Source organism: Leyella stercorea DSM 18206, from assembly GCF_000235885.1.
Lineage (GTDB): Bacteria > Bacteroidota > Bacteroidia > Bacteroidales > Bacteroidaceae > Prevotella > Prevotella stercorea.
Genome location: NZ_JH379406.1, coordinates 1,626 through 15,486, shown reverse-complemented (window position 1 = coordinate 15,486; position 13,861 = coordinate 1,626). Strand labels below are relative to the sequence as shown.

At 43.9% G+C, this 13,861-nt stretch carries 14 protein-coding genes and 3 pseudogenes; 2 read left to right on the top strand and 15 right to left on the bottom strand.

All coding sequences use genetic code 11. The features are described from left to right. Nucleotides 1-126: 126 nt before the first annotated feature. From rplI to radA, 6 genes are all read right to left on the bottom strand, one after another. Nucleotides 127-636, bottom strand: a complete 510-nt coding sequence (gene rplI / locus HMPREF0673_RS04835) for a 50S ribosomal protein L9 (protein WP_007898868.1) — start codon at nt 634-636, stop codon at nt 127-129. A gap of 20 nt (nt 637-656) precedes the next feature. Next, nucleotides 657-926 carry a 30S ribosomal protein S18 gene (gene rpsR, locus HMPREF0673_RS04830; protein WP_007898866.1) on the bottom strand — a complete coding sequence of 90 codons (270 nt, stop codon included), beginning with the start codon at nt 924-926 and terminating at the stop codon, nt 657-659. Nucleotides 927-929: 3 nt separating this feature from the next. Further along, nucleotides 930-1,271, bottom strand: coding sequence for a 30S ribosomal protein S6 (gene rpsF / locus HMPREF0673_RS04825; RefSeq protein ID WP_007898864.1), 342 nt, complete (start codon nt 1,269-1,271; stop codon nt 930-932). A gap of 362 nt (nt 1,272-1,633) precedes the next feature. Continuing rightward, nucleotides 1,634-2,881 carry a phosphoglycerate kinase gene (locus tag HMPREF0673_RS04820; RefSeq protein ID WP_007898862.1) on the bottom strand — a complete coding sequence of 416 codons (1,248 nt, stop codon included), beginning with the start codon at nt 2,879-2,881 and terminating at the stop codon, nt 1,634-1,636. 118 nt (nt 2,882-2,999) lie between these two features. Then, nucleotides 3,000-3,650 (bottom strand): 7-cyano-7-deazaguanine synthase QueC, encoded by a 651-nt coding sequence (gene queC / locus HMPREF0673_RS04815; protein ID WP_007898861.1) that lies wholly within the window; start codon nt 3,648-3,650, stop codon nt 3,000-3,002. A 91-nt stretch (nt 3,651-3,741) separates the two neighbouring features. Further along, complete coding sequence (gene radA / locus HMPREF0673_RS04810) at nt 3,742-5,148, bottom strand: DNA repair protein RadA (RefSeq protein ID WP_007898858.1); 1,407 nt, start codon at nt 5,146-5,148, stop codon at nt 3,742-3,744. Nucleotides 5,149-5,256: 108 nt separating this feature from the next. On the opposite strand from radA, the gene HMPREF0673_RS04805 reads away from it, so the two are divergent. Both HMPREF0673_RS04805 and HMPREF0673_RS04800 read left to right on the top strand, forming a co-directional pair. Then, nucleotides 5,257-6,162, top strand: a complete 906-nt coding sequence (locus HMPREF0673_RS04805; protein ID WP_007898857.1) for an ABC transporter substrate-binding protein — start codon at nt 5,257-5,259, stop codon at nt 6,160-6,162. 8 nt (nt 6,163-6,170) lie between these two features. Further along, nucleotides 6,171-8,348: a tetratricopeptide repeat protein gene (locus tag HMPREF0673_RS04800; protein ID WP_007898855.1), complete on the top strand. Its 2,178-nt coding sequence runs from the start codon at nt 6,171-6,173 to the stop codon at nt 8,346-8,348. 42 nt (nt 8,349-8,390) lie between these two features. On the opposite strand, the pseudogene HMPREF0673_RS04795 reads toward HMPREF0673_RS04800, so the two are convergent. From HMPREF0673_RS04795 to HMPREF0673_RS14680, 9 genes and pseudogenes are all read right to left on the bottom strand, one after another. After that, a pseudogene (locus HMPREF0673_RS04795) lies at nt 8,391-8,624 on the bottom strand (aldo/keto reductase); the annotation flags it as partial. A 21-nt stretch (nt 8,625-8,645) separates the two neighbouring features. Beyond that, the gene (locus HMPREF0673_RS04790; protein ID WP_007898852.1) at nt 8,646-9,461 is read right to left on the bottom strand and encodes a carboxymuconolactone decarboxylase family protein; all 816 of its coding nucleotides are present in this window, start codon (nt 9,459-9,461) and stop codon (nt 8,646-8,648) included. Between the two features lie 25 nt (nt 9,462-9,486). Next, nucleotides 9,487-10,023, bottom strand: a complete 537-nt coding sequence (locus tag HMPREF0673_RS04785) for a flavodoxin family protein (RefSeq protein WP_007898851.1) — start codon at nt 10,021-10,023, stop codon at nt 9,487-9,489. A 4-nt stretch (nt 10,024-10,027) separates the two neighbouring features. Continuing rightward, nucleotides 10,028-10,333: pseudogene (locus HMPREF0673_RS04780) on the bottom strand (alpha/beta hydrolase); the annotation flags it as partial. Between the two features lie 106 nt (nt 10,334-10,439). Then, nucleotides 10,440-11,036, bottom strand: a complete 597-nt coding sequence (locus HMPREF0673_RS14495) for a cyclophilin-like fold protein (protein ID WP_007898849.1) — start codon at nt 11,034-11,036, stop codon at nt 10,440-10,442. A gap of 150 nt (nt 11,037-11,186) precedes the next feature. Then, nucleotides 11,187-12,080, bottom strand: coding sequence for a helix-turn-helix domain-containing protein (locus HMPREF0673_RS04770; protein WP_007898848.1), 894 nt, complete (start codon nt 12,078-12,080; stop codon nt 11,187-11,189). Nucleotides 12,081-12,408: 328 nt separating this feature from the next. Further along, nucleotides 12,409-12,825, bottom strand: a complete 417-nt coding sequence (locus tag HMPREF0673_RS04765; RefSeq protein ID WP_007898838.1) for a TIGR04076 family protein — start codon at nt 12,823-12,825, stop codon at nt 12,409-12,411. Between the two features lie 294 nt (nt 12,826-13,119). Further along, on the bottom strand, nt 13,120-13,653 hold the full coding sequence (locus HMPREF0673_RS04760; protein WP_007898836.1) for a methylated-DNA--[protein]-cysteine S-methyltransferase: 534 nt from the start codon (nt 13,651-13,653) through the stop codon (nt 13,120-13,122). Nucleotides 13,654-13,655: 2 nt separating this feature from the next. Continuing rightward, nucleotides 13,656-13,861 (bottom strand): annotated as a pseudogene (locus HMPREF0673_RS14680) (DNA alkylation repair protein); the annotation flags it as partial.

Genomic DNA, 13,861 nt, shown 5'->3' with positions numbered 1-13,861 from the left:
TTGTTAAAAACACAACAATATTATATGAGCCACAATAGTGTTTATCTTTACTTATCTAAAAACAATTAAAGGTAGAATGTCGAAACATTCTACCTTTAATTATATATTGTAATCTGTAAAATCAAATTACTCTGCTGTGTTCTCTTCTGTTGCCTCAGCCTTAGGAGCCTCTTCAACTGGAGCCTCAACTACAGCGTTCTCTGCTACGACCTTAACTGGGAGCTTAACCTCAACCTCTTTGTGGAAGTGGATTGTAGCCTCGAAGTCACCAACTGTCTTGATGTCGCGCATTGTGATAATCTTGCGATCAATCTCAAAGCCCTTCTTCTGAAGTTCTTCAGCAACGATGTTAGCGTTTACAGAGCCGTAAGTAGCACCAGTAGCACTAACCTTAGCCTCGATAACGAGCTCTACACCATTGAGAGCCTCAGCCTTCTTCTCGGCCTCAGCCTTGAGGACAGCGAGCTTGTGAGCCTGCTGCTTCAAGTTCTCAGCGAGAACCTTCTTTGCTGATTCAGAAGCAATAACACCCTTACCCTGTGGGATCAGGTAGTTACGACCATAACCATTCTTTACGTTTACGATATCGTTCTTGTAACCCAAGCCGATAATATCTTCCTTAAGTATAATCTCCATAATTGCTATTCCTCCTTAATTTATTTCATCAAATCGGTTACGTAAGGAAGCAACGCAATCTGGCGAGCACGCTTAACAGCCTGTGCTACGCGACGCTGATACTTCAAAGATGTACCTGTGATACGACGCGGAAGGATTTTGCCCTGCTCGTTCAAGAACTTCTTGAGGAATTCAGGATCCTTGTAGTCGATGTACTTGATACCGCTCTTCTTGAAACGGCAATACTTCTTCTTACGTGTGTCCACTGAAGGTGGAGTCAAATAGCGAATTTCTGATTCTACTGCTGCCATGTTTTAAGCCTCCTCTTTTTTGAACTTGTTAACTCGCTTCTCTGCATACTGAGCTGCATACTTGTCGAGCTTAACAGTGATGTAACGAATAACTTTCTCGTCGCGGCGATAGCCTGTCTCGAGAGTCTTGATGATTGTAGGCTCAGCCTTGAACTCCAACAGGCAATAGAATCCTGTAGACTTCTTCTGAATAGCATAAGCCATCTTCTTGAGTCCCCAAGCCTCTTCGTTCACAATCTCTGCACCATTATCAGTGAGGAGCTTCTTGAACTTAGCGACCGTTTCCTTCATCTGTTCATCAGACAAAACGGGAGTCAAAATGAAAACGGTTTCGTATCGATTCATTGTGTTAAAAATTAAATAAATATTACTTTTGCAAAATTGCGAGTGCAAAGGTACTGCTTTTATTTTGAATAAATTATATAGGAACTCTTGAACTTCTTAATCTTAACTTTATTTAATAAAATATCGTCGAATAGTAATTCGTTACGACTCTTTTGAGCATCCGCGTCGACCGTTACAAGTATCTGCGTCGACCATTACGTATGGGTTCATTGGGGCTTTGGGATGTGAAAAATGCAATTGGAAAATCTGTAGTGTGGTTCAATTATGGATGCAAGTAAACAGAAAAAACTGCAAACCATATATATAATAATGTATATAGTTTGCAGCCTTATTATGTTTTGTCTACTTTGAAGCTAAATAGCTTATGCCTCGATAGCAGCTACGCCTGGAAGTACCTTGCCCTCGATAGCCTCGAGAAGAGCACCACCACCAGTTGAGATGTAAGAAACCTGGTCAGCCAAGCCGAACTTGTTGATGCAAGCTACAGAGTCACCACCACCGATGAGTGAGAATGCGCCTTCCTTAGTTGCCTCAGCGATAGCCTCAGCGATAGCCTTTGAGCCACCAGCGAAGTTGTCGAATTCGAATACGCCTGCAGGACCGTTCCAGAGGATGGTCTTAGCGCCCTTGATAGCGTTAGCGAACAGCTTACGTGTCTCAGGACCTGCGTCCATACCTTCCCAACCCTCAGGAATTGCGCCTGACGGGCAAACCTGTGTGTTGCAGTCGTTCTTGAATGCGTCGCCGCATACCGAGTCTGTGCCGAGAACGAGGTTTACACCGTTCTCCTTAGCCTTCTTTATAACGTCGAGAGCTACGTCGAGCTTGTCGTCCTCGCAGATAGACAGACCGATGTGACCGCCTTGAGCCTTAGCGAATGTGTATGTCATACCACCGCAGAGGATGAGGTTATCAACCTTTGTGAGAAGGTTCTCGATGATGCCGATCTTTGTAGAAACCTTAGAACCACCCATGATAGCTGTGAATGGGCGCTTGATGTTGCCGAGAACTGCGTCTACAGCGTGTACCTCTTTCTCCATGAGGTATCCGAGCATCTTGTGATCCTTGTCGAAGTACTCGTCGATAACAGCTGTAGAAGCGTGCTTGCGGTGAGCTGTGCCGAATGCGTCCATTACGTAGCAGTCTGCGTAAGAAGCGAGTTTCTTAGCGAACTCCTGCTGACGGCCCTTCATCTCTTTCTTTGCTGCGTCGAACTCAGGTGTGCCCTTTTCTACGCCAACTGGCTTGCCTTCCTCTTCAGGATAGAAGCGGAGGTTCTCAAGGAGGAGTGCCTCGCCTGGCTTCAGAGCAGCAGCCTCTTCAGAAGCGTTGCCACAATCCTTAGCGAACTTAACCTCTACGCCGAGAGCTGCAGATACGTTAGGAACAATCTGGCTCAAAGAGAGCTTCTCGTTAACCTTGCCCTTTGGCTTGCCCATGTGTGACATCATGATGAGAGCACCACCGTCAGCGAGCACCTTCTTCAGTGTAGGAAGGGCACCACGGATACGGGTATCGTCAGTTACATTTCCATTCTCGTCCAATGGTACATTGAAGTCTACGCGTACAATTGCCTTTTTGCCGGCAAAGTTAAAATCTGCGATTTTCATTTTCTTAAAATGTTTATTTAAAGTTAGAAATATTTTTGTTTTTAAGCTCAATGCCTGTATTTGACCGCAAATTTACTAAAAATATATAGATATAGCGCAAGTTTGCAGTTAAATTTACTTATTCATATATTGTTTTGTCCTCTATTCCTGCTTCTGCGAGAGCTTCCTTGCGTTCTACGCAGGTGCCACATTTGCCACAGTGCACTTCTCCGCCTTTGTAGCAACTCCATGTCTCGGCGTAGTCTATACCAAGTCGCTTGCCAATGCGTGCAATATCGCTCTTTGTTATCTTTGTGTATGGGGCAATCACTTTTACGTTATTGTAAGTACCTGCTGTTGCTGCAGCATCTATAGCGTTGATGAATTCAGGGCGACAATCAGGGTAGATTGTGTGATCGCCACCATGGTTGGCTATAAATACTTGGTCAAGATTGTTGCTTTCTGCGATGCCAATGGCTATGGCGAGCATGATGCCATTGCGAAATGGTACAACCGTCGACTTCATGTTGTCGTCGGCGTAATGGCCTTCGGGTATAGCTTCGGCACCATCAAGCAGACTCGACTTGAAATACTGATGCATGAAGTCGAGATTGATTGTAATGTGTTTGATGCCGAGTCGTTCGCAATGCATCTTTGCAAATGGTATTTCTCGTGCGTTGTGATTGCTTCCATAATCGAACGAAATGCCGAGCGCTATCTCGTCTTTATGGTCATAGAGTAGGGTGATGGAGTCCATTCCACCACTCACGATTATTGCTGAGTTTTTCATATTTAAAGTGTTAAATATTAAATGTAATATAAATTCTTAACTATATGACAACCAATCTTATTCGTATTAAACTTTAATCTTTTCTTTAATATTATCCGAACAAAGCTCTAAGTGCTTCTTCCACCTTTCTGACGGGGTGTATGTTGATTGTATATTTACGTGTATCTATGCTCTGTACATTGTGTAAAGGCAAGATGATATCTGTGAAACCGAGTTTCTCTGCTTCTGCTATGCGTTGCTCGATACGGTTGATGGGTCGTACTTCGCCACTTAATCCTACTTCGCCTGCCATGCACCAACCAGTTTCAATGGCGGTGTCGACATTGCTTGATAGTACGGCAGCTATAACACTCAAGTCCATGGCGAGATCGGTTACACGTAGTCCGCCAGCAATGTTCACAAAGACATCTTTCTGTGTCAACTTGAACCCTACACGTTTTTCAAGAACAGCGAGCAACATATTCAGACGTCGTTGGTCGAAGCCGGTAGCGGAACGCTGTGGCGTGCCGTAGGCAGCTGATGAAACAAGTGCTTGTGTCTCTACAAGGAATGGACGCACACCTTCTATTGCTGAACTTATAGCTATGCCCGACAAGCCTTCGTGATCTTGGGATAGTAGTAGTTCGGAAGGGTTACTTACTTGGCGTAGACCTGTTTGTTGCATCTCGTATATTCCGAGTTCAGAAGTGCTTCCGAAGCGGTTCTTTATTGAGCGCAGTATGCGGTACATATAGTGTTGATCACCTTCAAATTGTATCACGGTGTCTACGATATGCTCCAAAATCTTCGGTCCGGCAAGTGTTCCTTCCTTGTTTATATGTCCGATTAGTATGACCGGTGTGCCCGTTGTCTTTGCGAAACGCAACAACGACGCTGCACATTCGCGCACCTGCGTTATGCTGCCCGGACTACTCTCCACTTCATCGGTTGCTATTGTCTGTATAGAGTCGATTACAAGTAGTTCTGGTGCGAGTTCGTCAGCAAACTCAAATATCTTCTGTAGCGATGTCTCGCATAATATATTAATGTTGTCGACAATTGCTGTTGTTGCGTTGTACATACCTCCAAGCAAGCGTTCGGCACGCATCTTTAGTTGATGCGCGCTTTCCTCGCCACTAACATATAGTATTTTGCGATCTGGAATGTTTAGAATGGTTTGAAGCGTCAGTGTACTCTTGCCAATACCTGGTTCACCACCAAGCAGCACGATACTACCCGCAACGAGTCCGCCACCAAGCACACGATTTAGCTCGCCGTCGTGCATGTCGATGCGTGGATCGTCTTGTGTAGGGATGTCCGAGAGTTTAATCGGAGTGCTTTTGCCTGATGTCGCATTGCTGTGGCGGAATAATCCGTCTGCATTACTGCCAAGTTGACTTGTGCCGAGGCGTATCTCCTTGAATGTATTCCATTCTCCGCAGTTCGGGCACTTACCAATCCATTTGGTCGATTCCTGTCCACAGTTGCTGCAAACGTATGCTGTTTTAGTCTTTGCCATAATAATGATTGTCCTATTTATTTGTCGTGGCTTTTGTCGCTACGCCTTATTCCCTACAAAAGTAACAATATTTTTCGTTGTGTCAAAATTTATTGCTACTTTTGCCGTATGAAACATGTTGTGATTTATATACTTATTGCCATATTTGTCGTTTCGTGTGGTAACTCAGTTGAGGAGCAGGAACGAATGACGCGTGCGGAACGTCAACGTCTACTTCATGAAGATTCGTTGGCGTTGAAGTTTGCTGTTTTGCCAACGGCGGATTGTATGCCTTTGTTCCTCGCTAAGGAGAAGCGGATGTTTGACACTCTGGGTGTGGATGTTCGTTTGCGTTGCTTCACGTCGCAGATGGATTGTGACACAGCTTTTGTTGGTAGTTCGGTAGAAGGTATAGTTACAGATTTAGTGCGAGCTAAGCGTATGCGAGAGCAAGGTGTGGCGATTGATTATTTGTCTACCACAAATGCCTATTGGCAACTTCTCGCAAATCGTAAGGCACGTTTGAAGCGTATCAATCAGTTTGGTGATAAGATGATAGGCATGACTCGCTATTCGGCTACCGACTATCTTTGCGATCGTGTTCTTGCGGGCGCAAAGCTCTCGTCTATGGCGTTTCGCATTCAAGTCAATGATGTCAACATCCGCTTGCGCATGCTGCTTAATAATGAGATGGATGCAGTTTGGCTTGCAGAGCCTTTAGCTACTACTGCACGTTTGGCTGGAAATAATGTCGTTATAGACAGTAGAGATATTAACAAACGTTTGGGAGTGATAGCTGTACGCAAAGACCGTACGGCAGATGCAAGACGCAGAAAACAACTCGCTGCTTTCACCAAGGCATACAATATGGCTTGCGACTCGCTCAATGCTAATGGCATGGGCATATATGCAGATGTGCTTCGTAAATATTATAAGGTAGACGATCGTACAATATCTGCCTTGCCTAAGTTGAAGTTTAATCATATTGAAAAGCCGCGTTTGCAGGATATCGACCTTATTTCCACAAGCAAATAGTAAAAGCTATGGCAAATCCAACTATAAAAGACTCTATACTTATACATCGTAACGTCGGTGAATCGTTGCAATTGCTGAGGAAGCGCATGACAGATCTTTCTATTACAGACTATATCCAAGATGTAGAAGAAATAGAGAACGACTATCGCATTATGTGTAATTCGCTATCGCATAATATGCGTGATCCTCGAGGTGAAATTGTTTACAACCAGTTACTACGTCGTACGTATCGTTTGTATGCCAATGTCCGCTTGGCATTTATTGTGAAGAAGCGTCTGCCTTTCATCCATTGTACTAATGTGGCAAAGCGTTTTGATATCAGTGGTGAAACTGTAGCTAAATCGCTTGAGAACTATGTGCAAGATACGGCTATGGCATCACTTTCGCTTGGTGATACGCCGAATACGTCGGTAGCACGTGTGAATGCTATGCATCAGCATTATATGGACGAGTTGTTTAGTAGTTTGCTTGTGGCTTCTCAATGGAGTGATGATAAAAAGCAGTTCTATAGCGAGCTACTTATCTCACCAATGGTGGATCAAGACGATACGTTACTTATTGTAAGTGCGCTGACGATGGCACTTCTTAATGTCTTTGATGTAAATAAATGGCTTACTCTTGTTAATGTTTGTTTAAGTTCAACTATTGAGAGAGTGAAGCAACGTGCCCTTGTTGGTGTTATGCTCACTTTGCCACATAGCGAGAATTTATTGTTTGTTGAGATAAATGAAGCCATAAAAACAATTTGTAAATCAGCCGATATGCGTCGGGAGATTGGTGAACTCCAGTTGCAGTTGTTGTTGTGTATGCAAACTGAAGAGGATAATGCTGAGATACAACGCGACATAATGCCTACGTTGATGAAGAATAATAAGTTCAGAATGACTCGTGATGGTATTGTCGAAAGTGATGATGATTCGCTGAATGATATTCTTGATTCTGGCTCTGTGGATAAGAATATGGCTGAGATGGAAGAGAAGATGAAGAAGATGATGGCGATGAGGGATTCGGGTAGCGATATCTACTTCGGTGGTTTCTCACATATGAAGCGTTTCTCTTTCTTCTATCAGCTTAGTAATTGGTTCGCTCCTTTCTCTTTTGATAATCCTGATGTGGCATCAGTGGTGAGGGGAACGGATGGCGAACTCATCCATAAGGCTATTTCTCACGGTCCGTTCTGTGATTCGGATAAGTATTCCTTTGTGTTTGCGCTTTCGTCGGTTATAGATAAGTTGCCTGCAGGTGTAAAGGAGGTAGTTGCTTCGGGTAAGGATATAGCGGATAGTGCAATGGCAATGGATACAGAGTCGGCTGCTTACATTCGTAGAATGTATCTACAGGACTTGTATCGTTTCTTTAAATTGCACCCAGAGCGCAAAGACTTTGCTAATCCGTTTGAATATAAAGATGATGATGTTGCGGCGTTTTTTGTAGCCAACGAATTATTTGACGGATTATTGGGAGAAGAGTTGATCGTTGTCGAACGTCATTTGTTTAAATCGAAGAAGTATGACGTTGTTGTAAAGCTTGTCTCTCGTCTGATTGCAAAGGGTGTGGCTTCGGCTGATGAGAAGTATATTTGTGCTTTGGCTTGTCAGCGCCTTGGCAGGAATGAAGATGCCTACAAGCTGCTTTTGAGTTTACAAGATTGTAAATATGATATAACCAGGGTGCAGAAAAGTCTTGCTGATGTGCTTTTTGCGTTGGGGCACTATGTTGACGCAGCGAAGTATTATAAGATGTGTTTAGAGCGTGAACCTGAGAATCGTCGTCTTGTTCTTTGTCATAGTCTTGCGCTTGTGAATAGTGGGAATGTAAAGGATGGGCTTGTCGATTTATTCCGCTTAGACTACGAAAATGACAATGATGTAGATGTGAAGCGCATTATTGCTTGGGGATACTTAGTGAACTGCAAACCGAATGATGCTGAGCGTGTGTATGATTGGATTGTCAATTCGGACAGAGCGATAGATAGTGATTGGCTGAATTGTGGATATGTTAAGTTTATCCTGTCTAAGACTGCGGAGGCTGTACGATGCTTTCAGCGTTTTGTGGAACAGAATGAAGCGACTGGTCAGCGTGAGTTGCTGAAAAGGGAGTTGGCAAACGATTGGAAGATTCTATCTAAAAATGGAGTGAAAGATTATGAAGCACATTTAATTGTTGACATCGTAATGACTAAATAATTTAAGTTTCGCAAGCGAAAGTAGTTATTAGAAGTTATTGGAAGATGAATGCCAGACCTTAGAAACGAGGAAAATATCATCACGATTCACGCCGTTCTTCTTCCATGCGTTGCCCACGGCTTCCTCGTTGAGATAAGCCTGCGCAGTATCTATCATTCGATAGCCCACGCTGAGAGCATCCAGCACGCAACGCTCACACTCATCAGGTTCCACCTGATAAACACCATAACCCAGTTGCTGTATTTCCACGCCATTGCTTAACTTTATCTTCTTCATAATTGTAAAATCTTATCGTTGTTATTTTATCTTGTTATATTCCTCATCGCTCACAGCCTCCTGCCACTCGTTGGATGTGTTCTCGCCAGGTATTTCAAAGGCGAGGTGGGCAAACCAGCTGTCTTTTGCAGCACCGTGCCAATGCTTTACGTTGGCTGGAATGTGGATGACTGTGCCAGGGATAATCTCCTGTGCAGGTTTGCCTTCCTCCTGATACCAACCACGTCCGGCTACACCTACCAGCATCTGCCCGCCACCCTTTGTGGCGTGGTGCGTGTGCCAGTTGTTGCGGCAACCTGGCTCAAAGGTTACGTTGAAGAAAGGTATCTGACTGTCGGATATTTGTGCCAGATAACTATTGCCCTTGAAGTATTTGGCGTAAGCGGTGTTAGGCTCACCGATAGGGAAAATCATCTCGCGCTGGAATGTAGCCTTCGCATCGTCGCCTTTTACATCCTCGCTCCACACTTCCTTAGCCAGATTGAAGGCAGCCCATGCCTTTGGCCAACCGGCGTAGAAGGCGATGTGGGTGATGATTTCTGCCGCTTCCGTGCGAGTAATTCCATTGTTCTTTGCTGACTGCAGGTGATATTTCAGCGAGCTGTCGGTGATTCCTTGACTGATGAGCGAAGTGATGGTTACCAAACTGCGGTCACGCAATGAAAGCAGGTCATTGCGGCTCCATACTTCTCCAAAGAGGATGTCGTCGTTGAGGTGAGCGAACTCTGGGGCAAACTCACCCAGTTGGGTGCGCCCTGCTGTCTGTACTATTTTTTGTTGTGCCATAATGTTGAGCGATAGCGTTGTTAATATAATGAATGTTGCAAAAGCTTTCATAAAAACCCTCCTTAATAGTTATCCCTTAAACAGATTTTCCTAACTCGTATGCTTCCTGCAATTTCTGGTTGCCTTCAATGGTGCGTGGCGCGTCAACACCTCCGCAGAACAGCGTGCCAGCAAGATGGCTCTTAGGGTAACAGTCAATCCATCCAGTCAATCCTGCTTCAGCACGTTTCGGTACTTCTGGTTCATCCTCGGCAGCAGTAGTGAGCATGTAAACATCTCGGAATTTGTAGTCGAGCGAGTACAAAGCATTCATGCGGTCGATGAGGATCTTCATCTGTCCGCTCATCTCATAATAATATATAGGTGTTGCCCAGCAAACCACATCAGCATTCAGCACTTTCTGCATAATGTCGTTTGCATCATCCTTGATGACACACTTGCCCAATTTCTGACAAGCCAAACAGCCTTTACAAAACTTGATGTCCTTTTCTGCGAGTGAAATCTTTTCCACTTCATGCCCTGCAGCCTTGGCACCTTCAATAAACTGATTAGCGAGCAGGTCGCTGTTTGAACCAGTACGCAAACTGGTAGAGATGATTATTACTTTCTTCATTGTATTATCTTTTTAAATTCTTCTTTAGGAACTCCTCGATGTTGTCCCAAGGAATCAATCCTTTCCCACCACCATCGTATAGGTCGCAATGAGAGGCTCCTGGGATAATGAGCAGTTGTTTGTTGTTCGGAACTGGGTTGGGCTTTCTTGCGAAGTCGTAGCCTTCCGCTTTTCCATCCATCATATATCTGAAGGCACTTTCTCCGAAGTAGCGGGAATGTGCTTTCTCTCCATGCACAATGAGTACTGCCGAACGGATTTCGTTGATGTAATATAGGAAACGGGTGTTGGCGTAAGCCTGGCAACCGGTGGCGCGCTTCATCTCTTTGTCCATAGTTCCTGCTTTTACCTTTGTTTGATTTCCTGCACAAAAAATGAGGGCTATTGCTATAAATGTGAATAATCTGTTCATGATTCTATTTCTTTACAATTTTCTTTCCGTTTTCAATATAAAGACCCTTGCTGTGAGCCTGTTTCAGCTTTCCCCCGTCAAGCGAATATCTTCCGTTTGGAGCCTTCTGGTCTGCAAGCGTTTGCTTTATTCCGGTGGCAGAACCTGATGAAAGTGTAACTTTTACGCTACCTCCCCCGGCATTGAGAAACGTCTTGATTTCCTCCTTGCTCATTCCTTCAATCTTGCCCAAACGGGTAAATGTCCAGGAATTTGTGTCATAATAAAGGCAGATGTTATTGCCTTGATACAGAATCACATCGCCAGCAGTTGTGGTGATACTCTCGTTGTTTTGTGGCAGACTGATGCCTATGTTTCCCACTTTCTCGAAGTTGCCATAGTCATCAGCCTCGTAGGTGATGTCTCCCTTTTCCAACTGTGCCAGAAGTGCTCTTGTTGAAGAATTGTCAATGAGCTGGCACGAAACCGTCTTTCCATTGATTGTAATGTTCATTGTGTTCGCTGATTTGTCAGATGGCGTAGCCTCTACTTCATTGCTTTGGCAAGCCATAGCCGTCAGTGCCATGAACATGATGTAAATGTGCAAAACCAATCTTTTCATATTAAACTTTTTGTTTGATAATTAAAAACTGGTGCAAAGATACGTACATTCTTCTAAAGAGCTTATACCTGGTTTTCGGAAGACATTACCGAAATTCCGTTTCTATCAAATAATAGAAATAATAGTTATTCTACACATGCATCATTATATCTACGCAGTTTTGCGATACTCGCTTGGAGTCTTTCCCGTCTGTGCCTTGAAAAAGCGGACAAAGTGCTGAGGATACTCAAAGCCGAGGTGCTGGCTGATTTGCGTTATGCTGAGGGTTTCATCAACAAGTAGTTGGCGGGCAGCCGAAAGCAGTCGGTCGCTAATCAGACTCTTGGCGGTTCTGCCTGTCTCGGTCTTAACCAATTCGCCGAAATATTTAGTTGAATAGCAGCATTTGTCGGCAAAGTAGGCTACGGTAGGCAGACCTTCATGCTCCGCCTTCTGGGCAATGTATTCATCGAGCAGAGATATGAACTTCTTTACTACTGAATGATTTATTTCCTCGCGTGTGATAAACTGACGGTCGTAGAAGCGCAGACAATAGTTCAGCAGCAACTCGATATTAGAAACGATTAGTTCACGCGAATGCCTATCTATAGGATGCTCGAGTTCCTGCCCAATCATTGAGAGCACGTCACGGAAGATGTTTACCTCGGCAGCGGATAGGTGTAGAGCTTCGTTGCTTGTATAGTCGAAGAACTCATAGCGGGAGATGTTCTTGCCAAGCTGGGTGCGGTTGAGCAACTCGGGATGGAATGCCAATACCGTATATTTGGCAAGCGGTACTCCTGGATTAGGTTCCACTTTAATCGACTGTCCTGGAGCAAACGAGGTTACGGTCATCTCGTCAAAATCATATTCTGTTCTGCCGTATGACAATTTGCAGCCCTTGTTTTCCTTCAGAAAGAGGGCATAAAGTCCGTAGTGATGCACAGCCTCCTGTATAGGAGAGGTGTTCTCTACACGCGCAATGCTTACTAAGGGATGAAGCGTTTCCACCCCTATGAAGTCGTTGAACTCCTGTATGGTATTAAAGAATAATTCCTTCATCATCCTATGTCTTTTAAATTTATGCAAAGATAATGCAAACGAGCGCAATGAAAGCTTGCTTTCAAATTGCCGAGTGCAGCTTATCTAATGCAAAGATACGCACATTCTCCCAAAGAGCTTATACCTGGTTTTCGGAAGATGTTACCATTATCGGAGTTTTTGTCCTTTGTACTTAAACACCTTAACCACATCCTTGTCGGCACCAACGAGCTGGCTGCATCTGTTCGGCATTCCGGTGTCTGAGAAACCGCATTTCTCCATGACCTTTCTTGATGCAGGATTTCTTCGTTCTTTATTATGTTATTGATTCATGTGTAAATACACCGTCAGCTCAATCTGTGTCAGCAGAATGCAGGGATGCTTCGTCTATACGCTCGATTTTGAATATGACTGGTCTTGTACCGTCAGAACAACAGCATATCATTTCGTTTTCACGCTTCATCCATCCCTTCATGATTGAACCACCTTGCAGTCCGGTGTATATGTATCGTGAAATGGCATCCCATGCCTCAGAGCAATGTGGCATCTTGGGACCTCCTGCTACGCTATCCGGGTCGGCAGAAGTTTTGACGAGCGTATTCAAGCCTCCATGCCAGAAATGGTCGTTTTCATCGTCACGCTCAAAAACAAACTCATCACCAATGTTGTAGCATGGACACATTCCTGCTTTGGGGTCGGCGCAATACTTCTCCTGCAGTTCCGGATAGACCTTCTTGTCTATTACCGTTACTTTTACTTTATGCTTCATATTCTTTCTTATTTATATAATTACCAATTCTCTTAGCTTGTCTTCTCTGATTATTTTGAGAGATATGTTCGGTCAAAAAGTATATTTTTCATCTTTCTTGATATTCTATTCTTTCTTTTCAACAAACGCTTGATTCTCTGTTAGATGTATGCAAAGGTAGTAAAAAATATATATCCATGTAAATCGTTCTGCTTTTTACATGGATATTCTGTTTTGACGGTATAATATATCTGCTGTTATTATAAATATGGAATGGCAAACTTTACCAGACAAATACTTAATACTGCTACGTTATTATTGGGGCTTATTATGTCTACAGTCATTTTTCTCTATTTTCAGCAATTTATTTTTTGCTTCCAGACCTCCGGCATAGCCTGTAAGTGAGTGGTTGCTACCGATAATACGATGACAAGGTATGAGGATGCTTATACCATTGGCACCAATAGCTCCTGCTACGGCTCTAACGCCTTTAGGGTTGCCGATTGTTTCTGCAATATGCTTGTAACTCCTTGTTTCTCCGTAAGGTATATGGCGCAATATGTTCCAGACTTGATGTTGGAAATCGGTTCCTATGGGGTGTAACGGAATATCAAACGTCTTGCGGATTCCAGCAAAATATTCATCGAGTTGCTGCTTGACCTGTTCTAAAACTGCAGTTGTATCAATCTTGAAATCTGCACTAGTGTGGTTTTCAAGACGACGTTTGTTGCGTTCAGCACATGGCTTTTCGTTCCAATCACAAAGACACAGTTCCTCGTCAACTGATGCCAAAATCAACTCTCCACAAGGTGAGTCGTAATATTGTATGTATATCGGTTGCTTTGTCATAATTATTTTATCTTCAATGTCCGCAGATATTCTTTCTGCTCAGGCGTGATTCTGTAGCTCTCAATGGCCTTCAGGATGGTCTTGTTATGTGTCCAGGGAGCGAGGCGGCGTTGCTCGATGTAGGGAATTGTTGCGTCCCATTGTTTGGCAAGGGCGGTGGTGAAGAACCAGGCAATCATCATTTTTACGTAATACTCTTCGCTCCTTA

What these genes read in the sequence shown, in the direction of transcription:
- HMPREF0673_RS04820 (WP_007898862.1), bottom strand. Translation starts at nt 2,881, where the DNA reads ATGAAAATCGCAGATTTTAACTTTGCCGGCAAAAAGGCAATTGTACGC.
- HMPREF0673_RS04765 (WP_007898838.1), bottom strand. Translation starts at nt 12,825, where the DNA reads ATGAAGCATAAAGTAAAAGTAACGGTAATAGACAAGAAGGTCTATCCG.
- HMPREF0673_RS04770 (WP_007898848.1), bottom strand. Translation starts at nt 12,080, where the DNA reads ATGATGAAGGAATTATTCTTTAATACCATACAGGAGTTCAACGACTTC.
- rpsR (WP_007898866.1), bottom strand. Translation starts at nt 926, where the DNA reads ATGGCAGCAGTAGAATCAGAAATTCGCTATTTGACTCCACCTTCAGTG.
- HMPREF0673_RS04790 (WP_007898852.1), bottom strand. Translation starts at nt 9,461, where the DNA reads ATGAAAGCTTTTGCAACATTCATTATATTAACAACGCTATCGCTCAAC.
- radA (WP_007898858.1), bottom strand. Translation starts at nt 5,148, where the DNA reads ATGGCAAAGACTAAAACAGCATACGTTTGCAGCAACTGTGGACAGGAA.
- HMPREF0673_RS04760 (WP_007898836.1), bottom strand. Translation starts at nt 13,653, where the DNA reads ATGACAAAGCAACCGATATACATACAATATTACGACTCACCTTGTGGA.
- HMPREF0673_RS14495 (WP_007898849.1), bottom strand. Translation starts at nt 11,036, where the DNA reads ATGAAAAGATTGGTTTTGCACATTTACATCATGTTCATGGCACTGACG.
- rpsF (WP_007898864.1), bottom strand. Translation starts at nt 1,271, where the DNA reads ATGAATCGATACGAAACCGTTTTCATTTTGACTCCCGTTTTGTCTGAT.
- HMPREF0673_RS04805 (WP_007898857.1), top strand. Translation starts at nt 5,257, where the DNA reads ATGAAACATGTTGTGATTTATATACTTATTGCCATATTTGTCGTTTCG.
- HMPREF0673_RS04800 (WP_007898855.1), top strand. Translation starts at nt 6,171, where the DNA reads ATGGCAAATCCAACTATAAAAGACTCTATACTTATACATCGTAACGTC.
- rplI (WP_007898868.1), bottom strand. Translation starts at nt 636, where the DNA reads ATGGAGATTATACTTAAGGAAGATATTATCGGCTTGGGTTACAAGAAC.
- HMPREF0673_RS04785 (WP_007898851.1), bottom strand. Translation starts at nt 10,023, where the DNA reads ATGAAGAAAGTAATAATCATCTCTACCAGTTTGCGTACTGGTTCAAAC.
- queC (WP_007898861.1), bottom strand. Translation starts at nt 3,650, where the DNA reads ATGAAAAACTCAGCAATAATCGTGAGTGGTGGAATGGACTCCATCACC.